Origin of the sequence: Duffyella gerundensis (genome assembly GCF_001517405.1) — a bacterium.
Lineage (GTDB): Bacteria > Pseudomonadota > Gammaproteobacteria > Enterobacterales > Enterobacteriaceae > Duffyella > Duffyella gerundensis.
The window spans coordinates 2,731,838-2,758,033 of sequence record NZ_LN907827.1 but is presented as its reverse complement, the minus strand read 5'-3'; the positions used below and the strand labels follow the sequence as shown (position 1 = coordinate 2,758,033).

At 56.1% G+C, this 26,196-nt stretch carries 31 protein-coding genes and 1 tRNA gene; 22 read left to right on the top strand and 10 right to left on the bottom strand.

Features of this window, described 5'->3' with window-relative positions:
- The first annotated feature begins 173 nt into the window (after positions 1–173).
- Complete coding sequence (locus tag EM595_RS12720; RefSeq protein WP_067432653.1) at positions 174–701, top strand: GNAT family N-acetyltransferase; 528 nt, start codon at positions 174–176, stop codon at positions 699–701.
- 117 nt (positions 702–818) lie between these two features.
- Complete coding sequence (gene alaC, locus EM595_RS12715; protein ID WP_067432651.1) at positions 819–2,045, top strand: alanine transaminase; 1,227 nt, start codon at positions 819–821, stop codon at positions 2,043–2,045.
- Between the two features lie 44 nt (positions 2,046–2,089).
- Here the strand turns inward: alaC and ypdK are convergent, their stop codons facing one another.
- The 3 genes from ypdK to EM595_RS12705 all read right to left on the bottom strand — a co-directional run bounded on the left by ypdK (position 2,090) and on the right by EM595_RS12705 (position 4,961).
- Positions 2,090–2,161: a membrane protein YpdK gene (gene ypdK / locus EM595_RS21145; RefSeq protein WP_157883924.1), complete on the bottom strand. Its 72-nt coding sequence runs from the start codon at positions 2,159–2,161 to the stop codon at positions 2,090–2,092.
- A gap of 155 nt (positions 2,162–2,316) precedes the next feature.
- Positions 2,317–3,339 carry an HlyD family secretion protein gene (locus EM595_RS12710; protein WP_419190154.1) on the bottom strand — a complete coding sequence of 341 codons (1,023 nt, stop codon included), beginning with the start codon at positions 3,337–3,339 and terminating at the stop codon, positions 2,317–2,319.
- Between the two features lie 11 nt (positions 3,340–3,350).
- Positions 3,351–4,961: an MFS transporter gene (locus EM595_RS12705; protein ID WP_067432645.1), complete on the bottom strand. Its 1,611-nt coding sequence runs from the start codon at positions 4,959–4,961 to the stop codon at positions 3,351–3,353.
- A 136-nt stretch (positions 4,962–5,097) separates the two neighbouring features.
- Here EM595_RS12705 and EM595_RS12700 point away from each other — a divergent pair, with 136 nt between their 5' ends.
- The 4 genes from EM595_RS12700 (at position 5,098) to EM595_RS12685 (ending at position 8,262) form a co-directional block, all read left to right on the top strand.
- Positions 5,098–5,880: an IclR family transcriptional regulator gene (locus EM595_RS12700; RefSeq protein WP_067432644.1), complete on the top strand. Its 783-nt coding sequence runs from the start codon at positions 5,098–5,100 to the stop codon at positions 5,878–5,880.
- A gap of 13 nt (positions 5,881–5,893) precedes the next feature.
- Entirely contained in the window at positions 5,894–6,343 is a 450-nt protein-coding gene (locus EM595_RS12695) for a universal stress protein (RefSeq protein ID WP_067432641.1), read from the top strand.
- Positions 6,344–6,603: 260 nt separating this feature from the next.
- A complete protein-coding gene (locus tag EM595_RS12690) occupies positions 6,604–6,885 on the top strand; it encodes a putative periplasmic lipoprotein (protein WP_067432638.1) in 282 nt (93 codons plus the stop codon).
- A 492-nt stretch (positions 6,886–7,377) separates the two neighbouring features.
- The gene (locus tag EM595_RS12685) at positions 7,378–8,262 is read left to right on the top strand and encodes an SMP-30/gluconolactonase/LRE family protein (protein WP_067432635.1); all 885 of its coding nucleotides are present in this window, start codon (positions 7,378–7,380) and stop codon (positions 8,260–8,262) included.
- A gap of 50 nt (positions 8,263–8,312) precedes the next feature.
- Here EM595_RS12685 and EM595_RS12680 read toward each other — a convergent pair whose 3' ends face one another.
- Entirely contained in the window at positions 8,313–9,533 is a 1,221-nt protein-coding gene (locus EM595_RS12680; RefSeq protein ID WP_067432632.1) for an MFS transporter, read from the bottom strand.
- A 356-nt stretch (positions 9,534–9,889) separates the two neighbouring features.
- Between EM595_RS12680 and EM595_RS12675 the strand changes: the two genes are divergently transcribed.
- From EM595_RS12675 to EM595_RS12655, 5 genes are all read left to right on the top strand, one after another.
- The gene (locus tag EM595_RS12675; protein ID WP_067432629.1) at positions 9,890–10,141 is read left to right on the top strand and encodes a hypothetical protein; all 252 of its coding nucleotides are present in this window, start codon (positions 9,890–9,892) and stop codon (positions 10,139–10,141) included.
- 222 nt (positions 10,142–10,363) lie between these two features.
- Positions 10,364–11,227 carry a glucose 1-dehydrogenase gene (locus EM595_RS12670; RefSeq protein WP_067432626.1) on the top strand — a complete coding sequence of 288 codons (864 nt, stop codon included), beginning with the start codon at positions 10,364–10,366 and terminating at the stop codon, positions 11,225–11,227.
- 535 nt (positions 11,228–11,762) lie between these two features.
- Positions 11,763–11,885: a hypothetical protein gene (locus EM595_RS21480; RefSeq protein ID WP_262385444.1), complete on the top strand. Its 123-nt coding sequence runs from the start codon at positions 11,763–11,765 to the stop codon at positions 11,883–11,885.
- Between the two features lie 328 nt (positions 11,886–12,213).
- The gene (locus EM595_RS12660) at positions 12,214–12,732 is read left to right on the top strand and encodes a hypothetical protein (protein WP_067432620.1); all 519 of its coding nucleotides are present in this window, start codon (positions 12,214–12,216) and stop codon (positions 12,730–12,732) included.
- Positions 12,733–12,833: 101 nt separating this feature from the next.
- Positions 12,834–13,307, top strand: coding sequence for an anti-virulence regulator CigR family protein (locus EM595_RS12655; RefSeq protein WP_067432618.1), 474 nt, complete (start codon positions 12,834–12,836; stop codon positions 13,305–13,307).
- Positions 13,308–13,354: 47 nt separating this feature from the next.
- On the opposite strand, the gene EM595_RS12650 is transcribed toward EM595_RS12655, so the two are convergent.
- From EM595_RS12650 to EM595_RS12630, 5 genes are all read right to left on the bottom strand, one after another.
- A complete protein-coding gene (locus EM595_RS12650; RefSeq protein WP_067432615.1) occupies positions 13,355–13,558 on the bottom strand; it encodes a hypothetical protein in 204 nt (67 codons plus the stop codon).
- A gap of 137 nt (positions 13,559–13,695) precedes the next feature.
- Positions 13,696–13,983 carry an Arm DNA-binding domain-containing protein gene (locus EM595_RS21535; protein ID WP_371317189.1) on the bottom strand — a complete coding sequence of 96 codons (288 nt, stop codon included), beginning with the start codon at positions 13,981–13,983 and terminating at the stop codon, positions 13,696–13,698.
- Between the two features lie 160 nt (positions 13,984–14,143).
- Positions 14,144–14,218 (bottom strand) — tRNA-Arg (locus tag EM595_RS12640).
- 336 nt (positions 14,219–14,554) lie between these two features.
- Positions 14,555–15,247 carry a hypothetical protein gene (locus EM595_RS12635; protein ID WP_067432612.1) on the bottom strand — a complete coding sequence of 231 codons (693 nt, stop codon included), beginning with the start codon at positions 15,245–15,247 and terminating at the stop codon, positions 14,555–14,557.
- Between the two features lie 56 nt (positions 15,248–15,303).
- Positions 15,304–16,218, bottom strand: a complete 915-nt coding sequence (locus EM595_RS12630; protein WP_067432609.1) for a formate/nitrite transporter family protein — start codon at positions 16,216–16,218, stop codon at positions 15,304–15,306.
- A gap of 242 nt (positions 16,219–16,460) precedes the next feature.
- On the opposite strand from EM595_RS12630, the gene ccmA reads away from it, so the two are divergent.
- Genes ccmA through mlaA form a run of 10 tightly spaced genes read left to right on the top strand, consistent with a single transcriptional unit; the run spans position 16,461 to position 24,179 of the window.
- Complete coding sequence (gene ccmA / locus EM595_RS12625; RefSeq protein WP_067432606.1) at positions 16,461–17,084, top strand: cytochrome c biogenesis heme-transporting ATPase CcmA; 624 nt, start codon at positions 16,461–16,463, stop codon at positions 17,082–17,084.
- A complete protein-coding gene (gene ccmB / locus EM595_RS12620) occupies positions 17,078–17,737 on the top strand; it encodes a heme exporter protein CcmB (protein ID WP_067432603.1) in 660 nt (219 codons plus the stop codon). Before ccmA ends, ccmB begins: the two co-directional genes overlap by 7 nt.
- Positions 17,738–17,770: 33 nt before the next feature.
- Entirely contained in the window at positions 17,771–18,514 is a 744-nt protein-coding gene (locus EM595_RS12615; RefSeq protein WP_067432599.1) for a heme ABC transporter permease, read from the top strand.
- Positions 18,511–18,741 carry a heme exporter protein CcmD gene (gene ccmD / locus EM595_RS12610; protein ID WP_067432596.1) on the top strand — a complete coding sequence of 77 codons (231 nt, stop codon included), beginning with the start codon at positions 18,511–18,513 and terminating at the stop codon, positions 18,739–18,741. Before EM595_RS12615 ends, ccmD begins: the two co-directional genes overlap by 4 nt.
- Positions 18,738–19,214: a cytochrome c maturation protein CcmE gene (gene ccmE / locus EM595_RS12605; RefSeq protein WP_067432593.1), complete on the top strand. Its 477-nt coding sequence runs from the start codon at positions 18,738–18,740 to the stop codon at positions 19,212–19,214. The genes ccmD and ccmE overlap by 4 nt, the downstream gene beginning before the upstream one ends.
- Positions 19,211–21,166 (top strand): heme lyase CcmF/NrfE family subunit, encoded by a 1,956-nt coding sequence (locus tag EM595_RS12600; RefSeq protein ID WP_067432590.1) that lies wholly within the window; start codon positions 19,211–19,213, stop codon positions 21,164–21,166. Before ccmE ends, EM595_RS12600 begins: the two co-directional genes overlap by 4 nt.
- The gene (locus EM595_RS12595) at positions 21,163–21,720 is read left to right on the top strand and encodes a DsbE family thiol:disulfide interchange protein (protein WP_067432587.1); all 558 of its coding nucleotides are present in this window, start codon (positions 21,163–21,165) and stop codon (positions 21,718–21,720) included. Before EM595_RS12600 ends, EM595_RS12595 begins: the two co-directional genes overlap by 4 nt.
- The gene (locus EM595_RS12590; protein ID WP_067432584.1) at positions 21,717–22,172 is read left to right on the top strand and encodes a cytochrome c-type biogenesis protein; all 456 of its coding nucleotides are present in this window, start codon (positions 21,717–21,719) and stop codon (positions 22,170–22,172) included. Before EM595_RS12595 ends, EM595_RS12590 begins: the two co-directional genes overlap by 4 nt.
- A complete protein-coding gene (gene ccmI, locus EM595_RS12585) occupies positions 22,169–23,383 on the top strand; it encodes a c-type cytochrome biogenesis protein CcmI (RefSeq protein ID WP_067432581.1) in 1,215 nt (404 codons plus the stop codon). Before EM595_RS12590 ends, ccmI begins: the two co-directional genes overlap by 4 nt.
- Positions 23,384–23,417: 34 nt before the next feature.
- Positions 23,418–24,179 carry a phospholipid-binding lipoprotein MlaA gene (mlaA, locus tag EM595_RS12580; RefSeq protein ID WP_067432578.1) on the top strand — a complete coding sequence of 254 codons (762 nt, stop codon included), beginning with the start codon at positions 23,418–23,420 and terminating at the stop codon, positions 24,177–24,179.
- A 67-nt stretch (positions 24,180–24,246) separates the two neighbouring features.
- On the opposite strand, the gene fadL is transcribed toward mlaA, so the two are convergent.
- On the bottom strand, positions 24,247–25,521 hold the full coding sequence (gene fadL / locus EM595_RS12575) for a long-chain fatty acid transporter FadL (protein ID WP_067432576.1): 1,275 nt from the start codon (positions 25,519–25,521) through the stop codon (positions 24,247–24,249).
- A 333-nt stretch (positions 25,522–25,854) separates the two neighbouring features.
- Here fadL and EM595_RS12570 point away from each other — a divergent pair, with 333 nt between their 5' ends.
- Positions 25,855–26,148, top strand: a complete 294-nt coding sequence (locus tag EM595_RS12570; protein WP_157883888.1) for a YfcZ/YiiS family protein — start codon at positions 25,855–25,857, stop codon at positions 26,146–26,148.
- The last annotated feature ends 48 nt before the right edge of the window (positions 26,149–26,196 follow it).

The window sequence follows — 26,196 nt, the reverse complement described above, 5'->3', positions numbered from 1 at the left end:
TGAGTTACTGCGGCGATCACGGTAACCGGGTGACAAAAGGGCTACGCTGTTTAGCCGACCTTACGCCAGTGGTGCTGCCAGTGTGCGTTGGAGGGTAATGACAATTCTGGCGCGTTAATCCGGCACGCTTGCTGGTTACGCTATCGCTGTTTTCCGGTTTTCAGGATGAGACTATGTACTTAACTACCGAGCGGCTAAAAATAAACCGCCTGCACAATACCGACTGGCCACTGTTTCAACGTTTGCATCAGGATCCGCGCACCATGGAGTGGATCGGTGACGTGCCTGATGACGACGATCTACAGCAGCGCTTTACCAGCCGGCTGGCGCCGTGGCTCAAAACCAGTTTTCATATGCTCTGCGTGGTGCTGACGGTGAAAGCCACCGGTGAAGCGATAGGCATGATGGGCGTCAACGCCGAATGGAAGCCCTATGCTCAGGCGGAAATTGGTTACACCCTGCTGCCGCACGTCTGCGGACAGGGCTACGGCAGCGAAGCGCTGGCAGCGGTATGCGATTTCCTGCTGAATGAGTGTGAGTTTCACAAGCTGAAAGCGTCAGTGGTGGAAGGCAACTGGGCATCGCGGCGTATTCTGGAGAAAAACGGTTTTCTGCTGGAGGGCACGCTGCGCGATAATTACCTGCTGCGTGGCGAATGGGTCAACGACTGGGTTTTTGGGCGACTCAACGCACGGGCTTAAAAAAAAGCGTGACGGTCTCTCGACAATTTTGTTGCGACTACGTTATGGTTTTGACGATCGCTCAGGCGATCCACGTCGCTCGGACGGTCCGGGCGCTAACGTAATCCAGAGGACATCATGGCTGATAACAGTTCGTCTCGTCGTTTTTCCCGCATTGAACGCTTGCCCCCTTACGTATTCAACATTACCGCTGAACTGAAAATGGCTGCGCGTCGGCGCGGCGAAGACATCATCGATTTTTCCATGGGCAATCCTGATGGCCCAACGCCGCCGCACATCGTTGAGAAGCTGTGTCAGGTTGCCCAGCGTGACGATACCCACGGCTATTCCACTTCACGCGGCATTCCTCGTCTGCGTCGCGCCATCGCAAAATGGTATGGCGAGCGCTACGACGTAGAAATCGACCCGGAAACGGAAGCGATTGTCACTATCGGCTCGAAAGAGGGACTGGCGCACCTGATGCTGGCGACGCTGGATCACGGTGATACCGTGCTGGTGCCCAATCCCAGCTACCCCATTCATATTTACGGCGCGGTGATCGCCGGTGCGCAGGTCCGTTCGGTGCCGCTGGTGGCAGGCGTCGATTTCTTCAACGAGTTGGAGCGCGCGATCCGGGAAAGCTATCCGAAACCGAAAATGATGATCCTCGGCTTCCCGTCGAACCCTACTGCGCAGTGCGTTGAGCTCGACTTCTTTGAACGCGTGATTGCGCTGGCAAAACAGTACAACGTGCTGGTGATCCACGATCTCGCCTATGCCGATATCGTTTACGACGGCTGGAAAGCGCCGTCGATCATGCAGGTTCCCGGCGCCCGCGACGTGGCGGTAGAGTTCTTTACGCTATCAAAAAGCTACAATATGGCGGGCTGGCGTATCGGCTTTATGGTCGGTAATCCTGAGCTGGTGGCGGCGCTGGCCCGCATCAAAAGCTATCACGATTATGGCACCTTCACGCCGCTACAGGTGGCAGCGATTGCCGCGCTGGAAGGCGATCAGCAGTGTGTGCGCGATATCGCCGAACAGTACAAGCGGCGGCGCGACGTACTGGTGAAAGGGCTGCACGAAGCGGGCTGGATGGTAGATATGCCCAAAGCATCAATGTACGTCTGGGCAAAAATTCCTGATCGCTATGCGCATCTCGGCTCGCTGGAGTTTGCCAAACTGCTGCTGCAGGAGGCGAAGGTTTGCGTGTCGCCGGGCGTCGGCTTCGGCGATTACGGCGATACGCACGTTCGCTTTGCGCTGATTGAAAACAGCGACCGAATTCGTCAGGCGGTGCGCGGCATCAAGGCGATGTTTCGGGCAGATGGTATTTTGCCGGGCAAAACGGAGGCGGCGGAATAGCCAAAAAAAGGCGACCCGTGGGTCGCCTTTTTTATCACAGATGATCACAGCATCAGCAGAAACGTGCCGAGCCACAGCAACAGGAAGAAAGAGAGTCCCATCAGCGCATATTTCATCACACACTCCTCTTAATGATGGCGGCCAAAACGATCGTACCTCCCGGAAAAAACGCTAACGTGCTCAGTCTCGTCTGAACCGCATGTGCCCATTGTGCTCAGGGCGGGAGCGGCAGCTAATTTACCCGTCGACGTCAGAAAAATAAATAGCGCAATCAGGGCGCGTCAATCGACGGAACAACCGACATGCCCACCCGCAGCTGCGCCGTATCGGGCTGATGAGCATCCAGCACAATTTTCACCGGCAGGCGTTGTACCACCTTAGTGTAGTTTCCGGTCGCATTGTCTGGCGAGAGAGCCGAGAAGGTGGCGCCGGTGGCGGGCGCAATGCTGTCGACGTGGCCGTGGAAGGTTTTGCCTGGCAGCGCATCCACGCGAATCGATACCGGCTGGCCAGGATGCACATCACGCAGCTGCGTTTCCAGATAGTTCGCCATGATCCACGTCTCCTGCAGCGGCACCACCGCCAACAGACGCGTGCCCGCGCTGACATAGGCTCCCTGACGCACTGCGCGCTGGCCAACCATGCCATCGATTGGCGCAACGATGCGCGTATAGGAAAGGTTCAGCGTCGCCTGATCAACATTCGCCTGGGCGGCCGCGCTGTCTGCTTCCGCCTGACGCACCGCAGCCTGCAACACGCCAACCTGCTTTTGCGCCGCGCTCAGCGCCGCCTGCGCCTGCTGCACGCTGGCAGCAGATGAACGCATCGTTGAGCTCGCTTTTTCCTGTTCGTCCGCGGTCGCGGTGCCGCTTTGCAACAGTCGGCGATAACGTGCGGCGTTCTGCCCGGCGTACTGCGCGGTCGCCTGGCTGGCGAGCAGGGCGGCCTTTGCCTCGTCGATGTTTGCCTGCTGCTGCTCCAGCTGCGCCAGTGCGCTAATATGCCGCGCCTCGCTGACCTGTAAATTTGCCCTCGCGGTTTCCAGCGCCACGCGATAATCGCGATCGTCCAGCGTGGCGAGAATATCGCCCGCCTTGACCTGCTGGTTATCGCGCACGTTTACCGTGGCGACATAGCCTGAGACTTTCGGCGCAACCAGTGTGTAATCCGCGGTAACCCAGGCGTCATCGGTGCGGCGATCGTGTTGATTGATGGCGTGCCAGATCGCCCAGCCGATCAGCAGCAGAATTATCAGCAGGCCCAGCAGCAGCGCGCTGCGCCGTGTTGTTGTCATCGCAGACATAATCAGATTCTCGTTTTCGTGGTAGAAGAATTAAGTAAAGTTTGTGGCGGCCAGACGCGGCGCGGCAGCAGGGCGGTGAGCAGGATCAGCAGCGCCGCAAAACCGATCAGCATCAGGTAGCTGTCGCTAATGCCCAACACCAGCGCCTGATGTTTCACCATGCTGGCAAACTGGCTGAGATTTTCGCCGGAACTGACGCTGCCATCGGCCAGAAAAGGCTGCGAACCGCTGGCGCTGGCGCCATTTTCAGCGCTGAGCAGCCAGGGCTTTTGCGCTGCCGCGTTCAGCAACACGTTGGAGTGAAACTGCTCACGATGGCTCAGAAACCACTCCACCAGCGTGCCTGCGGCAATGCTGGAGAAACCCCGTACGGTATTAAACATCGCCGAGGCGAAAGGCCCTTCTGGCGGTGCCACCACGCTGGTCGCGGTCATCAGAATCGGCAGAATAATCATCGGCTGGCCCAGCGCCTGCATCGCCTGAATCAGCCAGAAATTGGTGCGCGCCCAGTCGCTGGTGATCTGCGTGCCGAGCAGACAGGAACCGGCAATCAGCGTGGCACCAGCGATCAGCATCCAGCGGCAGTCGATCCAGCGGATATTCAACAAGGCGGCCAGCAGTGGCGCCACGAGCAGCTGCGGCAGGCCGATAGTCAGCGCCAGCGGCGCAAATTGCACGGTGCGAAAACCAGAGACCTGCGCCAGATAGCCCGACGGCAACGCTGAACCGGAGAGTGTCAGCACCAGCACCGCCGATAATCCGATCAGGCCGAAGCTGAGATTGCGGCGTGACAACATCTGCAGCTTAAACAGCGGCAGCGGGTGAAACCATTCATTGATGGCAAACACCGTCAGGCAGGCCAGCGAGACCAGTAACAGGCCGCTGTAGAGCGGTGAGTCGAACCAGTCGAGCCGCTCGCCCTGCGTCAGCGCCAGAATCAGCATAGCGATGCCGGCGCTGCCGGTGACCATGCCAAACAGATCCATCTGGCGAAAACGCTCATAGCGCGTCGGATCCTGCGGAATGCCCCAGCCGGTCAGCAAGCAGGCGATCAGCATCGGCGGGATCACCTGCCAGAACACAAACTGCCAGCCGACGCTGTCGGTCCACAGCGCCGCCAGCGAGGCGGCCATATTTGGGCCAAAGGTGGCGGTCAGCGCGTAGGCACTGAGGCCAAACAGCTTGATCGGCGGCGGCAAAAAGCGCAGCGCCACGGTCATCAGCATCGGCGGCAGCGCACCGCCAAACAGCCCCTGCAGCGCGCGCAGAGCGATCAGCAGCGTGCCGTTGGGCGCGAACGGCAGCAGCGCGCCGATCAGCGCAAAGCCCAGCGAAACGGTGAGCGTAAAGCGACGCAGCGAGAAGGTGACGGCGAACCAGGGTGCCAGCATCATCGCTGCTACTTCCGCCGCCTGATAGGCGGAGACCAGCCAGCTGCCGGTGGCGTAATCGATGCCGGTCGCGGCGCGCAGATCCGCCAGCGCCATATCGCTAACGCGATCGTTAAGGCCGGAAGTAAGGGCGGCAATCAGCACACCAAGCAAGCCCATCGCCAGACGAAAGGTAAAAGGATGCGGCGCAGGCGGTGTGGGCGCAGCAGGGGATGTTGTCATTTATTGATGCAGTGTATTGCTATGTGATACAGCCGGAGTTTACAGTGTGGTCTGGTGTATTGCAATGTGATACATGCTGCTTACGCTGAAAAAAAACGCTACAGTGATGCCGCCTCATAAGTAAGGAAACGACACGATGAAGGATACTGGTTCCACCCGAGATGATGAGAGAGGCGGCGGCATTCAGGTGATCGCGCGCGCCGCAAAAATATTGAACGCGGTAGGCGATCGGCCTGGCGGCATGAGCCTCGGCGAAATTGCCCAGGCGGTTGATCTGCCACGATCCACCGTGCAGCGAATCGTTGCCGCGCTGGAGTCGGCACAGCTGATACGCAGCTACGGCGCGGGCGCCGTGCGTCTCGGCCCGGCGCTGCTGCGCCTGATCAATAACGTGCACAGCGACATGATTGAGATCTCCCGCCCGGCGCTGGATGCGCTCTGCCATGCTACCAATGAAACGGTGTCGCTGGCGCGACCCAGTGGCACGCAGCTGGCTATCGTTCATCATGTCGTCGCCTCGCGCGAACTGCGGGTGGTACCGCGCATGGGGCTAAATCTGCCGCTTTACAGCACTTCCGGCGGCCGTGCGCTGCTGGCGCTGGAACGCGATGAAGATGTGCGCACCATGGTGGGTGAAGCCTATGCTGAACTCACCGAAAAAACCGTAAAAACCCTGCCTGAGCTGCTAAACCTGATTGGGGAGGTGCGCAAAAGCGGCATCTCTTACGATCGCGGTGAAACGCTGGAAGGTATTTCAACCATGGCAGTGGCGCTGGATACGCTATTTGGGCGTTTTTCCATTTCGTTGCTGGTGCCTTCCGCGCGTTTTCAGAAAAACGAAGCGCTTTACCAGGTTGAAATATTGCGCTGCAAAGAGGCGCTTATGCGCGAAATTGGCAAAATTACCATCAGCGAATAGTGAGGTTGCGACGATGAAAACCCTGATATTGGCCGTCGATAACAGTCCGGTGGCGAAAAATGTGACCGGTCTGGCAGGCGAACAGGCGCTGGCGCAGCAGGCCAGCGTGCTGGTGTTGTGCTGTGTCGATCCCACCTATTCTTCCTGCAATGAGCCGTTTGAAATTGATGCCGGTGAAGATCCCGGTGACTTTGGCGCAGCGCTGGATGAGCAAAACACCGCAGAGATGGTGGTGCGCCACGCACTGGCGGCGCTGTTTCGCGACGGCGTTAAAGCGCGCGGCGTCGTGATTGCCGGAGATGCGGCGGAAACCATCGTCAGCCAGGCCAATAAATATCAGGCCAGCATGATTATTATGGGACGCCGCCACCTGTCGCCATTCAATCGTCTGCTGAAAGGGTCAGTCAGCGCGGCGGTGATTGAGCGGGCGCACTGCCCGGTGCTGGTGGACGTGCGCGCCTGATGTAGACAAAAAGCTGTGCCATAAAAAAAGCCCGCTCAGCGCGGGCATCAAGGTCAGTATAGCTTTATTTTTATTGGTAATTCCTGGTGTGGCGCTCTCTTCTTTGCTTCTTGACGCTATCTTCGCAAGATCTCATCAATAGCACCAGCCGTTTAAAATGATTGATTCAATCGGTGTAAGCTTGGAAAAAACCGGACAACGCCGATGTTTTGCACCCTATGGTGTATTTACACTCCCTCGCATTCAATGAGGATAAAATAATGAAAAAATCAGTTATTAGCGCAGTTGCGCTTTTATTACTGGCGGGATGTACCGCCAACAAGCCAGGTGCTTTTGAACGTATAGACGAAGACACCACTGCGCATACGGTGCAATACCGTTTTGATCCAGCGCGGGTGAATAATGATGCGATGCAGGTAGATTTGTCACAATATTGCAGCGAGCGGGGATTTGATAAAGTGGATCCTTTACCGTCGCAGGATAGCCATATTCCCGGACTGAAGAAGACCTGGTATCAATGTAATTACGCGATTAAAAGCTAAAAAAAGAGGCGGGAAAAATTCCCGCCTTAATGTTTTTATTTTTATATTGCTGTGTGTACTCTTTGCCCGTGGGTTTTTAGCCCTTATTGTTTTATCCGTTACCAGCCGCGATGATGGCCGCCGTGGTGATGTCCACCATGATGATGGTCCCAACCCCGATCGACAATACATCCGCTTAATGTGCTAACCGTCGCAACGACAAATAGCATTTTTACTATTCTGTTCATCTCATCGTCCTCTTTCTTGCTTCTGCCGGTAACGTTACGCAATAAAAGTGGAGAAAAGATGTATGTAATGTAGATATAGCGAATAAGATATGTGGAAATATGTCAAAATAATGGTGGGACGTATTAAGAGGGCGAGGTGAATAGGAATGCACTTAATATATTGCCAGCATAAAGCGATTAATCCGAAAAGCAAGTAAAAAGAGATTATCATTCGCATCTGATTTAGCACTATATTTAATGGCTACGCCAATATTGAGGAGTAAACATGGAATATAAGGTTGAGCACGAGCTGGCCTTGCAGGCCGAGCTGGGAGAATGCCCGCTGTGGTCGGTGAAAGAGCAGAAACTCTGGCTGGTCGATATTCTGGCGCCTGCCATTCATCGCTACGATCCGGCCAGCGGCGAGCTGGAGAGTTTTGCCCTGCCGGAAGAGGTAGGCTGCATCGGCCTGCGGGAAGAGGGCGGATTGATTGCGGCACTGCGCAGCGGCGTCTGGTTGCTGGATGAGCAGTGTCGGCCACTGCGTAAGGTTGCCGATAATCCCGGCGAGGCGAGCAAAAGCCGCTTCAACGATGGCCGCGTCGATCATTTTGGCCGCTTCTGGTGCGGCAGCCTGTGGGAACCGCAGGATCGCGACGGTGGCAAACTCTGCCGCGTCGACAGCGATTACCAGCTGCATGTCATCGACGAGGTAAAAATCTCCAACGGGCTGGCATTTTCCCCGGACCGCCGCTGGATGTACCACAGCGATACGCCGCATGGCGTGCTCTATCGTTATCCGCTCGACCCCGACACCGGCGAGCACGGCCCGCGTGAAGTGTTCCGGCATTTTGATGCGCAGGGCGGTCAGCCTGATGGCGCAGCGGTCGATAGCGAAGGATTTTACTGGTCGGCGCAATTTGATGGTGGGCGTGTGGTACGGGTCGATCCGGCTACGGCTGAAATCGTCGATGAAATCACGCTGCCGGTGCGCTGGCCAACCATGGTGGCGTTTGGCGGACCCGATCTGAAAACGCTTTATATCACCAGTTCGCGTGAAAATCGCACCGAAGAAGAGCTGGCAACCTATCCGCTCTCCGGCGATCTGTTTGCTGTCAGGGTTGATGTGGCCGGTGTGGCCGAGCCGTGCTTTATCTCACTGGAAAAATAACGCTGCCGTCAGGCGATGAGAAGAGAACAGGGCGCCGCGGCGCCCTTTTTTTATCCGCGCTGCAATACGGGTTGCGCATGACGTTCGCGAGCCGGCTGACGTATCAGCAGCGACATCGCCAGCGACAGGGTAAGCAGCGTGGCGATCAAACTGAAGATCACTGTAAAGCCACCGAACAGCGAGGCGATCAGCGAGCCGAGCACGCTGCCAATACCAAAGCCCAGATAGATAACGCCATAGTTTTTGGTCAGGTTATTCAGGCCGAAAAAGTCGCTGACCAGCGAAGGATAAACGGTGATGGTGCCGCCAAAGCTGAAGGCCACGCAGGCGACTGACAGATAGAAGCTGGTTTCATTCATCTGGGTAAACAGCAGCAGGCTCATGCCCGCCAGTGAAACAATCTGCGCCAGTGAGATGACGCGAATGCGCGCCATTTTATCCGAGAGCACGCCCAGCACCAGACGTCCGCTGAGGTTGGCAATAGCAATCACCGTTACCGCATTGGCCGCCGTCTGGCTGGTTAAGTGCACCAGGCTTTCGCCGATATCCTTGGCCACACCAATAATGTACAGGCCGCTCATGCAGGCGGTAAGAAACATCAACGCCAGCATCCAGTACTGCGGCAGGCGCATCGATTCGGCCAGCGTATAGTCGCGCGTCGTGCCCAGCGCGTTTTGCGTCGGCTGCTGTGCCGGCGCATCGGTCATCATCAGCGCGCCAATAATGATCATCGTCATTGCCATCGCGCCCCAGATGATAAAGGTATTCTCCAGGCTGGTAACGCTGAGCAGATAGCCGCAGATAAACTTGAAGCCGAGGCTTCCCAGGCCGTAGGCGCCAATGGCGCAGGCGGAAATGACTCCTTTGCGTTCCGGAAACCATTTCACGCAGTTCGACAGGCTCATCAGATAACCGGCGCCATCCGCCAGGCCGACCAGCACACCGGCGCTGAGCCATAACAGATAGATATTGCTGGCGTGCGCGGTGAGGTAAAAGCCAATCGCCATCAGAATACCGGCGCCAATGGCGACGTTACGCACGCCAAAACGCTCCTGCAGCTTTCCCGCCACCGAGGAGGCGATCGCCAGCCCGAGGCTGAGCAGACCAAACGAAAAGGCCACCTGACTGATCGGTTCGTCGAGCTTGGCCGAAAGCTTGCCGTTGAACAGGCTCCAGGTGTAAACCGAGCCAAGGGCAAACTGCATAACCACCGTGCCGGCTAAGGTCAGCCAGCGGGTGCGGCTCGAAAAGGGTGCTGTTGATGTGCTCATTGCGTCTCCCCCATGCGGGAATCATTAAATTGCCCTCAGCCTACCCGTGACGCACGCGCATGGCAGAACTGAAGCCATGAATCGCCCTCAGCAGGGAATGAACTGCCGTAATTTCGGCATGAACGGCTTTTTTCAGTAAATTCCTAAAATGGCTGCGCTTCACGGAGAGGATAAAAGATTGCTAGCGGTAAGTGGCTAATATCACGACACTTTTGCTAGCACTGCGCTGCGTAAGTTTTTTATAGTGGATTACGCGTCAGCGAAACCAGGGTTACAGAATGTTTCTACTGGTACGTTGTTTTTGCGCAGTGGAAAATGCTGTGCCAGGCTTTATATTCATTCAACGAGGAGGAAATATGAAAGACCGAGCATATGAATCCAATTCCAACGAGGACGAAGTCTGCTGTTTAATCGGTCAGGCTGTGATTGAGCTTAGCGATGAACATCAGCCGGTTAACAAATCGACACTCTCTTTAAAGCTATTGTCGATGGCTGACCGCGACCGTGACGACGACCGGGTTTTACTCTACTGGATAGCCCGCAAGGCGATTACGCAACCCTATAAGCTCAACATTGGTGTTTCCCGCTGGGCGCAACAGGCCCAATAGAGGAAGGGGCGGACAGCATCTGTCCGCCCGTAATGCCGCGTGTTTCCGCTTTTCCGCTGTAAACTTCTTCAATGCACTTACTCTCCGGCAGAATCCCGTCACTGTGGTTTTCCTGAACTATGCTTACCTCCCATTCGCGAAAACGTGGTCGTGCTGCATCCGCCCTCTGCGGAACAGGCGCCATTGATTGCCAACCTCGCGTTGGCCTAAGAGGAGAACATGATGACGACTTCCCATCGCCCCTTTCCACCGCAACCCGAGCAGCAACAAGACTGGCCGGGTACCACGGCTAAAATGCAGCCGACGCCGGATCATGGCGAAACGAGTTATCAGGGCAGCGGACGTTTGCAGGGCAAAAAGGCGCTGATTACCGGCGGTGATTCTGGTATTGGCCGTGCGGTGGCCATCGCCTATGCGCGTGAAGGCGCGGATGTGCTGATCAGCTACTACAACGAACATGAAGATGCGCAGGACACCGCGCGTTTGATTGAAGAGGCGGGTCAAAAAGCCGTGCTGGTGCCGGGCGATATCACCTCGGCGGAACACTGCCGGCATCTGGTATCACAGGCGGTGGATGCTTTCGGCAAAATCGATATTTTGGTCAACAACGCTGCTTTTCAGCAGACGCGTCAGTCGCTGGAAGAGATCAGCGATGATGAGTTCGATCGCACCATGAAAACCAATCTCTATAGCCTGTTCTGGATCACCAAGGCTGCGGTGGCACATATGCCAAAAGGCAGCGTGATCATCAATACTGCTTCGGTGAATGCCGATCGTCCGGTGCCGACGCTACTTGCCTATTCCGCAACCAAAGCGGCGATCATTAACTTTTCCGGCAGTTTTGCCGCGCTGCTGGCAGAAAAAGGCATTCGATCCAACGTGGTTGCGCCGGGTCCGATCTGGACGCCGCTGATTCCGGCCACGATGACCGCGGAAGATGTGAAGCATGATGGTGAATCGGTGCCGATGAAACGTGCCGGTCAGCCTGCGGAACTCGCTTCTTCTTACGTCATGTTGGCCAGCGATGACGCCAGCTATATTTCAGGCGCAACGATTGCGGTAACCGGCGGCGTGCCGTTTATCTGATTGGGAAAATGCGTTTTACTCTGGGTGAAGTTGACTGCTGAAGCGGTGTTTTATTGCGCGGGACAAGGCAGGAAAAAAAGATTGCCTCTGCAGGTGGAAATCCACGAACACCTCCAGAGGCGATGCAAAGCATCATTCGTTATGTGTGATGAATCATCACCCGGCAAACTTATACAAAATGCAGTGCTTTGTACAATTATGATTTGCGAAAAGTCGCTGATCGGAGGTGTATTTAAAATACTTCTTTTGCTGATTTGACCCTGATTTTGCAGGATTAGGTCAGGATGTCAGTGCTAGCAGTCCTGTTCTTGCATTATGGACGAGTCAATTTGTTCATGGCGTGATTAATAGCATCTGAAGAGAAAGAGCATCAGGCAAGTTTCTGTTTTTTTCACTGCTGCCGCGTACCGCATTTTTTATCCGCTCTATTTTGCTTCGCTGAGGATCGACAGGATCCGCGACATGAAAGCAGCGCTATCGCCAGCGCCCTTATCGACTACGCTTAACTTACCTGTTTCCAGTGAGGATCCCTGTTATGACACCCCAACCCGATTATGTTGAACCCGTGCCAGACGATGCGGAAATTCCCGTGTATGAAGACGATCTGCCGCAAGAGAGTGGAAGAGAGCAGCACAAAGAGCAACCTCAGCAGGATTGATGTCTGCTGCCACTGGATCTTTAATGACGCTGGCAACGCGATCCCTGGATCGCGTTGCCAGTAAGCTAATTCATCAGGTGAACCCTGCTCGTTGATCATCGTCAACATTCGGTCCGTCTGAATTTGCCTTTATCCTTTCTCATCACAGAATCAGCGTAAGAACTACTTTTTATTTGTTCCTGAAATCGCCTTGCTCTATGTTAATTACGGCATCCGCCTCGGCTATTATTAAGCGAAGCGTAAATGCCGGGTGGCTGAATATAATCACAGTATTATCGCAATCAGTATTTATTCAGCCAGAATGCAGATTCGCTTTCAGGAAATACACGTGGGCATTAACGTAAAAAGCGCGGTCTGCGCTGCGCTTGTGGTGAGCGCAGGCTTATCGAATGCCGCCGCCAGTGAAATGGATCTTTACTCGTTACACACCGCCTCTTTTGTCTGGCACGCTTACGCGCCAACAAAGGATTACACACAATACTTTAAAAATGAGCTGGTTGCGCTGGAGAAGCAGATAGACGAAAAGTCCGATTACAGCCTGTATGGCGGCACGCTAATCAATAGCGAAGGCAACCGCTGTGCGCTACTGGGCATGGAGAAGCGCTGGGGGGAATATCACAATCTGGTGATTGAAGGCATATATGTTTATGCCGGAGAGTTTTTTATCAAGCCGTTTTCACAATGCGGCGATGCGGGTGCTTACCGCGAAATGAAAAAACTCTCCGGCATCGGCTTTGCTCCCTATATTTATCATGGCGTGAAATATGAGATTAACCGCTACGTGAGTTTCCGGTCAGGATTTATATTGCCGGGCATTGTGGTACTCAGCCTGCAACTAGGCTTTTAACCGCGGGTACAAGGGCGGTATCGCAGATGAGCTTTTTGCTGATTGCGGTTTATCAGGACCAGCGATAGATTGATGTTGATTATCCTCGCGGGAATAAAAACATGAATAAGAACGTTAAATCACATTCTGCTGTGCTGGCGCTATGCATAGTGTTTTCCAGTTTTTCTGTGCTTGCCGATCCCGGTAATGGGCATGGTAACGGCAATGGCAAAGGTAACGCCCACGGCAACAGCAAGCATGCGGAGAAAGGGCAGGGCAACGCAAGCAAAGGCGGCCATAAAAAGGGCGGTAACCCGCGTGATGCTGAGCGTGATATCGGCTATTCCTTTGCCCGTGGCCTGGCCGAAGAATATGGCATTACCGGCTACAAATCCCTGCCGCCAGGCATCGCCAAAAATCTCGCGCGCGGTAAGCCGCTTCCGCCGGGCATCGCTAAACGCAGCTTGCCGCCGTCGATACTCAATGAACTGCCTTATTATCCCGGCCATGAATGGAAAATCGTGGGCGATAATCTGGTGCTGATTGCACTGAGCACCGCCGTGGTCACCGCGGTGATTAATGGTGTGTTTGACTGAGTAGTGCGCACGCTGAAACCGCCATGTGCGGGCGGTTTCAGCGATCATTATGCGGGCCGGACCCTGGCCTTTTTGGGGTAGCCATCACGTCCATTGTCATGGGTGTGATCGGGGTCAGGCTCAATGATAACGATATAATCTTCACCTTTCCCATCGCGCGTTAATGTGACTAAATCTCCGGCGCGAGGTTTGGATTCAAACTCATGCTCCTCTTCAACGCCAGTATCCTCAAAAACCACAGTAATTTTCATTTTCCGTCCTCTTTCTGTTAAACCGCGTCGTTACCTCAGTGGGGTTTGCTGACGCTTGTTTATAGAATTTTAGCCTAATCTGAAGCCATCCCCCTTTAGCTCAGCGGATTACTTCATCTCAATCTTATAAACGGTTGCTAACTGATTTCAGGTGCTCCTGAAATAGAGGCATTAACCGGGAAGGGGATTGTATTGCGCTGGGCGCTGAGCTGTATAGCCTGCCAGGGGAGTGCAACTTTATGCGGGTTGGATTGAAGCCGGTCTTCACGGCACTGTGAAAAAACCTTCTTCTTACCACCAATTTTGTATCCTGACTGCCAGGCTTTTTTGCCTGACACCTGCCAGAGGTGCAGGCCATTGCTATCAAGCAGGCGGTACGGCTTATCTTTCGGCCTGATCGCATCGACCTGCTTAATGGTGAGCATAGATAAGATTCCGATGGGTAAAATTAGTGACTCATTTTTTACCTGCCGAAGGGGGCGGCTATTAACGAACCATTGCGAGCGGTTACGAATGGATAATTGGTTGTTGGCTTGTATCTAAAGGGGTTTTGCGAACTGTTACGGAGGGTGGCGAACTATAGAATGGTGTCCCCTGCAGGAATCGAACCTGCAACTAGCCCTTAGGAGGGGCTCGTTATATCCATTTAACTAAGGAGACAACCTGACACATCAGTGTCGCGGCGCATGTTACCGTAATTGCCGCATTTTTTACAAGTGATGGCCGGGTTTTGTTGCAGTGAATGCGGTCTGAGCCGGCTAATGTCAGCAGCGCATTATCTCTGTTATCGCCAATTCACGCACTATTGCGCTGGATCAATAACGCCTTTAGCAGCCAGGCATAACGTAAAGGAAAGTAAAGACGCTTTCCCTGACCCCCTTGCTGACGAGGTAACATCATGTCTCTCAAACTCTCTGTGACGCTAATCATGCTGGTGTGGCTGAGCTATGTCGCCTTTGCCGGCTCCTATTTTGTCAGCACCTTCGCGCTTTTTAACTAAGGCGAGGCGGCAATCACTCTGGCTTTGCTCCAGTTGTAATTACTCATCACCAGCTTCAGCGGCGCATCGACCGCGCCGTAAAATCGATGCTGATGCTGCATGAAAAACGCACGGAAGTGCAGCGGTAGCTGCTCCGCTTCATAGCGCAGCAGGGTGCTGTGCCAAAAGGGCGGCGGCAGCGGCGTATGCGGATAGCGCTGGTGCAACGCGTTCTGCCATGGGCTTGCCAGCAATTGTTGCGTGAAGGTGGCGCGCATGGCCAGGCTGTACGCATCGGGTATGCCCGCCAGCAACAGCTGCCCTGGCAGCGCCACCAGCCGCAGTTTTTCCAGCCGCACGCGCAGCGGTGTAATCGCCTGAAATGCCTGTGTCAGTTGGCTGAAATCATCCTGCGCATCCGTCGTGTCATAGTGCGGCGGCGTAATGGCGAGAAAGGTAAAATGCACTGCGCCAGGCGGCATGACATCGGCCAGCGGATCCTCGGCGGCGAGCTGGTGCAGCGTGGCTAACAGTGACTGAATCTCCGCGTTTATGACCGGCGTGATACCCGCGGTAAGCGCAAATTTATCCTGTGCATAGCGCGGCGCGCTCAGAAGGTTGCCGATATCGGGCTGCTGCTGCCAGCCGGTAAGCGTACGCTCGGTAGCCTGTTGATAAAGGTGTTCAAGTTGCTGGTCGGAAGGGGACATCAATCATCCTTAGGGGCAACGCGCCGCTGGCACCAGAGTGGCCAGCGGCGCGCGTTTTACTGTTTTGAGGCAGTTTTTTTACGCGACGACGTTTTCTGCTTCTTGTCGTTGCTCATGTCGTTACGAATCTGCGCATGACTGATCAGCGCAAAAATCAGCGTGCCGCCGGTGATATTGCCAAGCAGCGTCGGCACGGCAAACGGCCATAAAAATTCATGCCAGCTCGCGGCACCGGTAAATACCAGATAGAACACTTCCACCGAACCCACCACGATATGCGCCAAATCGCCAAGCGCCACCAGCCAGGTCATCAGAATGATCACCACGATTTTTGCCGATTCTGCGTAAGGGAACATCCACACCATGGTAGCGATGATCCAGCCGGAGATCACCGCATTGGCAAACATCTCGCCAGGCGAATTCTCCATGACTTTCTCGCTGATATGGGTAAATGCCTGGCGCGTGGCATCGTCAAAGATTGGCATCTGGCTAAAAGCCAGCGCCGCAATGGCGGTACCGATCATATTGCCGAGCAGCACCAATCCCCACAGGCGCAGCAGCAGCGCAAAGTTGCCTGCGGTGGGCTTATGCATGATCGGCAGCACGGCGGTGACGGTGTTCTCCGTAAACAGCTGCTGACGCGCCATGATGACAATCACAAAGCCAAAGGTGTAGCCGAGGTTCTCCAGCAAAAAGCCGCCGGGCACGCCTTCCAGATGGACCTGAAAAATCCCTTTCGCCATCAGCGATGCGCCCATAGACAGACCAGCGGCAATCGCGGACCAGAGCAGCGCCATGCCGTCGCGCTCAAGCTCTTTCTGACCATCTTCACGAATCTGTTCATGGATCGCCGCGGCACCGGAAGGCAGATCTTCCTCGTCGACCTCAATCTCTTCGCCCTTGTCTTTTTCTTCGCTATCGACTTCGTTACTTTCGCCGTCGTGCTCTTTTATTGTTTCTTCTGACTTCATGTTTTTCCCCAGTGATATTTGCGCACGGCAATAAGCGTAGCGGGTTTTTGTGTTCTGAAATTGTTACGGTAAATACAACCAAGAGTAACAAGGTATTAACTCTGCTTATTTTAGCCCGCTTTTGCCGTTTCAGCAGGGCAATCCGCGGCCAGAGCGGCCTTTGCGGCCACCGCGCGCGCTTCGGCAGTATGCTGGCATGTGTTATCATGCCGCCCTCATTTTTATAGCGCGATTTTTCCCTCATGCTGGAAATCATTAATCTCACCTGTGTTCGCGATGAGCGTACGCTATTTAGCGCGTTGAATTTTCGCGCGGACGCGGGCGATATTGTGCAGATTGACGGGCCGAATGGCGCCGGAAAAACCTCGCTGCTGCGGCTGTTGGCCGGGCTTAGCCAGCCGGAAAGCGGCGCTATCCACTGGCACGGCACGGCGATAGCGCGTCAGCGTGAGCGCTGGCATCGCGATCTGCTCTACTTAGGTCATCATGCCGGAATCAAAGCGGTGCTGACGCCACGCGAAAATTTGGCCTTTTTACATGCGACCAGCACGGAAGCGCAGCGCGATGCAGCGCTGGAAAGCGTCGATCTGCTCGGCTATGAAACGGTGCCGGTGGCGCAGCTTTCTGCCGGACAACAACGGCGTGTGGCGCTGGCGCGTCTCTGGCTTAGCCAGGCGCCGCTGTGGATCCTCGATGAACCGCTGACCGCTATCGATAAATCGGGCGTAAAAAAATTAATGATGCATTTCATGCAACATGCCGATAACGGGGGCATGGTCATCTTAACTACCCATCAGGATCTGCCGGAAGGCAATGGACGCGTGCGCAAAATCCAGCTGTGCGGCGTGGAGCCTGACGCATGCTGATCCGCGTTATCCGGCGTGAACTGCAGCTCGCCTTTCGCAGCGGCGCAGAGATCGTCAATCCGCTGTGGTTTTTCCTGATCGTGATTACGCTGTTTCCGCTGGGCGTCGGCCCGGAGCCGCAGCTGCTGGCGCGTATCGCGCCGGGCATCGTCTGGGTGGCTGCCTTGCTGGCCTCGCTGCTGGCGCTGGAGCGGCTGTTTCGCGATGATTTTCTCGATGGTTCGCTGGAGCAACTGCTGCTGCTGCCCACGCCGCTGCCGATCACGGTGATCGGCAAAGTGGTGGCGCACTGGTTGCTGACCGGCGTACCACTGATCCTGCTGTCGCCGCTGGTGGCGCTGCTGCTGTCGCTGGATATGGCGAGTTGGCGCGCCGTAGCGCTGACCCTGTTGCTCGGCACGCCGACGCTCAGCTTTTTAGGGGCGATCGGCGTCGGGCTGACCGTGGGCCTGCGGCGTGGCGGCGTGCTGCTCAGCCTGTTGGTATTGCCGCTGGCGATACCGGTATTGATATTTGCCAGTGCGGCCATCGATGCCGCCGGCATGGGTTTACCGATCGGCGGCTATTTGGCCATTCTCGGCGCGATGTTGGTGCTCAGCGCCATGCTGTCGCCGTTTGCGACCGCCGCCGCGTTGCGTATCAGCCTGCACTGATTCGATTTCTTATCTTCACTGTGAGCAATAAAAATGTGGAAGTGGTTACATCAGCTGGCAAAGCCTGAGCGGCTCTACCAGTTATGCGGTCGTCTTGTGCCCTGGTTTGCGCTGCTGGCACTGGCGACGCTGTTAACCGGCTGGATTTGGGGCTTTGGTTTTGCCCCGGCGGACTACCAGCAGGGCAACAGCTATCGCATTATCTATATTCATGTTCCGGCCGCCATGTGGTCGATGGGCATTTACGCGGCGATGGCGGTGGCGGCGTTTACCGGCCTGATCTGGCAGATAAAAATGGCCGATCTGGCGGCGGCGGCAATGGCGCCGGTGGGGGCAACCTTTACCTTTATCGCGCTGGTTACCGGCTCTGCCTGGGGCAAACCGATGTGGGGCACCTGGTGGATTTGGGATGCGCGGTTAACCTCTGAACTGGTGTTGCTGTTCCTTTATATGGGCGTGATTGCGCTATGGCATGCGTTTGACGATCGCCGTCTGGCGGGCCGCGCGGCCAGCATCCTGATTCTGGTGGGCGTGGTAAATCTGCCGATCATCCACTATTCGGTGCAGTGGTGGAATACGCTGCATCAGGGATCGTCCGGCATGCTGCAACAGGCGATTGCGCCCAGCATGCGTACACCGTTGCGCTGGTCGATCCTTGGCTGCCTGCTGCTGTTTATTACCCTGACGCTGATGCGGCTGCGTAACCTGATCCTGTTTACCGAACGGCATCGCCCGTGGGCAATTGCCGTGGCGACGAAAACCGGAGGCCAGCCATGACGCCAGCATTCTCATCCTGGCAGGCGTTTTTTGCCATGGGCGGCTACGCCTTCTTCGTCTGGCTTTCGGTGATCGTCACCCTGATTGCGCTGTCCGGGCTGGTGCTGCACACCGTGTTGCAACGACGTCGCTTGCTCACCGCCATTCAACAGCAGCAGGCCCGCGATCGGCGCATCCGTGCGGCGAAACAGAAAAACCACGCCACGTCGGCAGGAGATCAACCGTGAACAGCCGCCGTAAAAACCGCATGCTGGTCGTTATCGCTATTGTCGTGGGCCTGGGATTAATCACCACGCTGGTGATGTATGCGCTGCGCGCCAATATCGATCTGTTTTATACCCCGAGTGAAATTCTGCAGGGCAAAGGCGAGGCGCACGAAAAACCCGAGCCTGGTCAGCGCCTGCGCGTCGGCGGCATGGTGATGCCGGGCAGCGTGAAGCGCGATCCGCAAAGCCTGCAGGTCTCGTTCAAACTTTATGATGCCAGTGGCGTGGTCAGCGTGACCTTTGAGGGGATTCTTCCCGATCTGTTTCGTGAAGGGCAGGGCGTGGTTGCGCAGGGCGTGCTGGAGAACGGCAGCCTGATCAATGCAAAAGAGGTGCTGGCCAAGCACGATGAAAAATATACTCCGCCGGAAATTGAAGACGCCATGAAAAAGAACCATACCAGCCCGGCTGCACTGGCGGGGGCACAACCATGATCCCTGAAATTGGCAGCTTTCTGCTCTGTCTGGCGCTGGGGCTGTCGCTGCTGTTAAGCGTTTATCCTTTATGGGGTGCCGCTCGCCAGGATGGACGATTAATGGCGCTGGCACGCCCGCTCGCCTGGGGCGTATTTTTTTGCATCGCCGCGGCGTTTATCATTCTGATTCACGCTTTTATCGCCAATGATTTTACCGTCGCCTATGTGGTGGCCAACTCTAACACCCAACTGCCGGTTTACTACCGCATTGCTGCCACCTGGGGCGCGCATGAAGGATCGCTGCTGCTGTGGGTGCTGATGCTCAGCGGCTGGACGCTGGCGGTGGCGCTGTTTAGCCGTAGCATGCCGCAGGATGCGGTGGCGCGCGTGCTGGCGGTAATGGGGATGATTAACTTCGGCTTTCTGCTGTTCATCACCTTAACCTCCAATCCCTTTACCCGCACCTTGCCCGACTTTCCGATTGATGGCCGCGATCTCAATCCCATGCTGCAGGATATTGGGCTGATTTTTCATCCGCCGCTGCTTTATATGGGTTACGTCGGCTTTTCGGTGGCCTTTGCCTTTGCTATCGCTTCGCTGATGGCTGGACGACTTGATACCGCATGGGCGCGCTGGTCGCGTCCGTGGACCACCGCGGCGTGGGTGTTTCTGACCATTGGCATTGTGCTTGGCTCGGCATGGGCCTATTACGAACTTGGCTGGGGTGGCTGGTGGTTCTGGGATCCGGTAGAAAACGCCTCGTTTATGCCGTGGCTGGCGGGCACCGCGCTGATTCACTCGCTGGCGGTGACCGAAAAACGCGGCGCGTTCAAAGCCTGGACGGTGCTGCTGGCCATTACCGCATTTTCGTTAAGCCTGCTCGGCACCTTCCTGGTACGTTCCGGGGTGCTGGTCTCGGTGCACTCGTTTGCCTCCGATCCGGCGCGCGGCATGTTTATTCTCGCCTTTCTGGTGATTGTCATTGGCAGTTCGCTGCTGCTTTACGCCATCAAGGGCAGCAAGGTGCGTAGTCGGGTGCAAAATGAAGCCTGGTCGCGCGAATCCTTTCTGCTGGGCAATAACGTGCTGCTGATCGCCGCGATGCTGGTGGTGTTGCTCGGCACGCTGCTGCCGCTGGTGCACAAACAGCTCGGCCTCGGCAGCATCTCCATTGGCGAACCCTTCTTTAATACGATGTTTACCTGGCTGATGGCACCGCTGGCGCTGGCGTTGGGCATCGGCCCGCTGGTGCGCTGGCGTCGTGATGAGCCGCAAAAACTGTGGCGGCGGCTGGCGGTAGCGCTGCTGGTTACGCTGGCGCTCTCCATTGTGCTGCCGTGGCTGCTACAGGATCGCATTGAGGCGATGACGGTAGTTGGCCTGCTGATGGCAGTGTGGGTAATTCTGCTGACACTGATGGAACTGCATGAACGCGCCACCCATCGGCATCGCTTTTTTGCCGGACTGCGCCACCTTTCGCGCAGCCACTGGGGCATGGTGCTGGGCCATCTTGGCGTCGCGGTGACGGTGATCGGCATCGCCTTCAGCCAGAGCTACAGCGTCGAACGCGATGTGCGCATGAAAGCGGGTGACACGGTGGATATTCACCACTATCACTTTACCTTTCGCGACGTGCACAGCCTGCAAGGCCCTAACTACAGCGGCGGCGTAGGCATCATCGACGTCACGCGTAACGGCAAGCCGGAAGCAACGCTGCATGCGGAAAAACGCTATTACAATGTGGCGCGCGCGATGATGACCGAAGCGGCCATCGACGGCGGCTTTACCCGCGATCTTTACGCGGCGCTGGGCGAAGAGTTGGATAACAACACCTGGGCGGTGCGAATTTATTACAAGCCTTTTGTTCGCTGGATCTGGTTTGGTGGCCTGTTTATGGCGGCGGGAGGCGTGCTCTGCCTGCTTGATCCGCGCTACCGTTCCCGTAAAAAAACGCAGCAGGAGCCAGCATGAATAAAAAAATCCTTTATATCCCGCTGGTGCTGTTTTTACTGCTGGCGACGGCGCTGCTTTGGCAGCTGACGCGCAATGCCAGCGGCGACGATCCTACGCGGCTGGAGTCGGCGCTGATTGGCAAGCCGGTGCCCGTGTTTCGGCTGGAGTCGCTGGATCAGCCTGGCAAAATTTACGATCAGCAGATCCTCACTGACGGCAAGCCGATCCTGCTTAACGTCTGGGCTACCTGGTGTCCGACCTGCCGTGCCGAGCATCAATACCTTAACGGACTGGCCGAACAGGGCATTCGCGTGGTCGGGCTGAACTACAAAGACAATCGCAGCAAGGCGATTAACTGGCTGAATACACTGGGCAATCCCTATGCGCTCAGCCTGTACGACGGTAACGGTATGCTGGGTCTCGATCTCGGCGTATATGGCGCGCCGGAGACCTTTCTGATCGATGGCAAAGGCATTATTCGTTATCGCCACGCTGGCGATCTCAACGAGCGCGTCTGGAATCAGGAAGTGAAGCCGCTGTGGGAGAAATACAGCCGGGAGAGCGGGGTATGAGGCGCATCGTTATATTGCTGGCAGGTCTGCTGCTCAGCGGCAGCCTGTTCGCGGCTATCGATACCTTGCACTTTGATTCGGTAGCGCAGGAGCAGCAGTATCGCGAGCTCACCGCCTCGCTGCGCTGCCCGAAATGCCAGAACAACAGCATCGCCGATTCCAACGCCATGATTGCGGCGGATATGCGGCTGAAGGTGTATGAGCTGATGAAGCAAGGGCAGAGCAAGGCGCAGATCACCGATTACATGGTAGCGCGCTACGGCAACTTTGTGACCTATGAGCCGCCGCTGACCGCTGCGACGCTGATTTTATGGCTCGGCCCGCTGCTGTTTGTGCTGGTGGGTGGGGCGGTGATTATTTTACGCAGCCGTAAGCGGCAGGCACCCACGCTGAATAGCGATGAGCAACAGCGGCTGAATGCGCTGCTCGATCACAACAGGAAGCAACCATGAGCCTCTACTGGCTAACGCTTTTATTATTACTGCTGGCCGCCTGCGCGCTGTTTGTGCTGCCAGCCTGGCGGAATCACGGCGTCGATCGCCATCAGCGCGATGCCCTGAACAAGGCGTTTTATCATCAGCGTTTGCAGGAGCTGGAGGAAGATGAAGCGCAGGGCACGGTAGCGGAGCGGCCAGAAATGGTGCGCGAACTGCAACAGACGCTGCTGGCGGATATTCCTGATGCTGAGACCGGCAACGCGCGCGCCCCGGTTTCCCGCTGGGTATTGCTGCCAGGCGTGCTGCTGTTGATCGGCGTCACGCTGGGCGTCTATCTGAAAACCGGTGGTCTGACGCAGTTGACGGCCTGGACACAGGTGCAGGCCTCGCTGCCGCAGCTGCGCGCGCGGATGATGGATCCGCAGGCCAAACCGCTGTCGATGGAAGAGCTGGCGCGGCTTGGGCTGGGCATTCGCAGCAGCCTGCAGCAGGATCCGCAAAACCTCAACGACTGGATGATTCTGGGGCGCATCGGCATGGTGCTGAACAATGTCACCACCGTCACGCAGGCCTTTCAGCACGCATTGCAACTGGCACCGACCAACGAAGAGGTGCGTTTAAGCTATGCTGAAGTGCTGACGCGCTCCGGCGATGCAGAAGATAACCGTGAAGGCGGCGCCCTGTTGCAGGAAATGCAGCAGCAGGATGGCAGCAATTTGCGCATTCTGGCGCTGCTGGCCTTTAACGCCTGGGAACAGCAACATTATGCGCAGGCGATTGATGCCTGGCAGACCATGCTGACGCTGCTGCCGGCAGGCGATTCACGGGTGGAAAAAATCACCCACAGTATCGCTCAGGCAAAAGCCGCGGCCGGTGAACAGGCGGGCAGCTTACCGTTGACCATCAGCCTCTCCGCCGCGGCAGAAAAAATGTTACCGCCGGGCGGAGTCATGTATATTTCGGTTTCCGACGGGCTTTCGCCGGTACCGGTCGCGGTGAAGCGTGTGCCGCCAGGCCACTTTCCACTATCGCTGACGCTGGATGACAGCAACGCGATGATGCCGGATCGTTTGTTGTCAGCGCAGCATCAGGTCAAAGTGCGGGTGCGTATTTCTCGTGACGGCAGCGCGAATCCGCAGTCCGGTGACTGGTTCGGCGAAAGCGCGGTCACGCCATATGATGGTCATCAGTCGGTGTCTGTTGAGGTTAATCAGCAGCAGCGCTGAACGGGGCCCAGTAAATCAGCACAGGGAGAACACCATGAACTATCGCCTTAGCGGCGTCGCGCTTGCCAGCGTGTTGATGATCGGCTGCGCCAGCTCGCAACCTGGGGATGAACCTCAGGGCCGTAGCGATCCACTGGAAGGTTTTAACCGCACCATGTTTAACTTCAACTACAACGTAGTTGATCCTTACGTGCTGCGGCCGGTGGCGGTGGCGTGGCGCGATTATCTGCCAGCACCGGCGCGGACCGGACTGAGCAACGTGCTGGGCAATCTGGATGAGCCAGCCAGCATGGTGAACGCCTTTTTGATTGGCGAACCGCGTCAGGCGATGATTCACTTCACGCGCTTTTTCCTCAACTCTACGCTGGGGCTTGGCGGTTTCATCGACGTGGCGGGCAAGGCCAATCCTGAGCTGGCGCGTGGCGGTCCGCGTCGCTTTGGCAGCACGCTCGGTCATTATGGCGTCGGTTACGGCCCGTATGTTGAGCTGCCAGCCTACGGTAGCTTTACCATCCGTGAAGACGGCGGCGATTATGTCGATACGCTCTATCCGGTGTTAGGCTGGTTGACATGGCCGGTATCGATCGGCAAATGGGCGATTGAAGGGGTGGAAACGCGCGCGCAGCTGCTCGATTCCGATGGCATTCTGCGCCAGCAGGACGATCCGTACGCCTTTATCCGCAATGCCTATTTCCAGCGGCACGATTTCCTTGCCCGCGGCGGCGAGCTGAAGCCGGAAGAGAACCCTAACGCGGCGGCGATTGAAGGCGATCTCAAGGATATTGACGCCGAGTAAGCACAGCCAGACAGATAAAAAAAACGCGATCGTCAGATCGCGTTTTTTTTATGTCTTCAGGAAAGCATCAGAACTTGTAGTTGAAGTTTGCGCCGTAGAGCCAGGCTTTGCCGGTTGACTCAAATTTGTACGGGCCTTCTTCAATAGTCACATGCTGACCGTGCATATAAGAAATACCGACGTCTACTGACGCATCCTGATTAAACGCATAGGACGTACCGGCGCTCAGCCAGAGGCGATCCTGATCCGGAATGGAAATAGAGCGGTTTTCTGCCGGTGCCGGGCTGTCGTCAAAGGCGATACCGGTGCGGAAGGTCCAGTTATCGTTATAAGAGTAGGTGGTGCCAAGCGCGATGCGGTAGGCGTCGTGGAAGCTCTCATCTTTATAGAACAGCGTCTGGCCGTTTGAACCGGTGGCCTTCAACTCCTGGAACTGGCTCCAGCTGGTGTAAGCCATGCTGTAATGCACCGCCCACTGCGGCGCCACTTTATGCCAGCCCGACACTTCCCACATCTCCGGCAGGTTCAGGGTCAGCGCGCCAGGAATAGTGGTGCCGCCGGTGGCGTACGGTAAGCCGGTGTTGCGGGCATTTAACGCTGGCGGCAGGCTGCTCTTGTAGTCGCCGTCGAAATCGACCTTCACCTCTGAGCGATAGGTAAAGCCGAAGCGGTTGTTTTCATCCACTTCGTAGAGCACACCGGCGTTCCAGCCATAGCCCCATTCGTCGCCTTTTAGATGCGCCACCTGCGTGTCGGCAGGAATGCCGAGGCGTGCGCCGCCTTCTCCGGCATAGCGCTCGATTTTCGCTCGGGCATAAACGGCATCAAAGCCGACGCCAAGGCTGAAGTGGTCGTTCATGCGCCAGGCGGTGCTGAGGTTAAAGTTAACCGTGGTGAGATCGGTTTTGCCGCCGTAAGCGCCTGCCGCATAGCCGTTATTGAACTCGGTCGCCAAACCGTAGTTGGCAGTGGCCGACGCGCCCACCCACCATTGATCGTTGATTGGCTGCACATAATGCAGGTTAGGCACCCATTCTGAGGGCGCAATGTTTTTGGCATCCAGGCTATTACCCGTTGTATCGCTGGTGCCGCTGATGTTGACATCAGGATCGATATAAACCGCACCCATTGAAAACGCTGGACGATCCATTAACGCCATGGTCGCCGGGTTGCGGCTGGCTGACGCGGCGGTATCGCCGATCGCACCTTCACCGGAATAGGCACGGCCTAAACCAATCGAAGAAAATTCATTAAGCTGAAAGCCCGCTGCCGAGGCATGTGTAGAGATGAGCGCCACCGCAATTGCCACTGCTGATTTTGCAAACAGGTTCTTATGGTTCATGACCACAACCTCAGTTAGATTTTTATTAGACTCTGTTACAACGGGTAACAGGTGAAGGCGGATTCTAGGGACTAATCTGAAACTGACAAATCAGACCAGTTGGGCCAGTATAGAGCTGACCGCTGGTGATGTTGCAATAATGTTTTTCAAATATTACGGATTTGATCGACAAAATAAGATCTGCTTAACAAATTCATTTGGCTCTGATTTCACAGAATGCAACATCGTTATTCTGGATCAACCTTTGCTCACCCGACGGAGTAAACATCGCTGTGCGAAAGGGGTAAAATTCACGCAATACACTTATCCGCTTTCAGCTTACCGGAGTCGACTATGTCTGATCTGAACAAACCCCGCGCCACCGAAACCGCCGCCTGTTGCTGTGTCGATGTCGGCACGATAATGGATAACAGCGACTGTACCGCCTCCTGGTCGCGGGTATTTGCCAGCCGTGAAGAGGCGGAAGCGATGCTGGCCAGCCTGTCGGCGAAAGCGCATCAGGTGGAATCAGAGCCCTGTTTTATTGCGCCGCGCTTTCTGCCCGACGGCGACGGCGTGCGCCTCGACGTCGATTTTACCTTTTGCTGTCAGGCAGAAACGCTGATTTTTCAGCTCGGCCTGCGCTAAACAAAACGGGCCAGTTGTTGGCCCGCAATTTCGTGTTTTCTCTCGCAT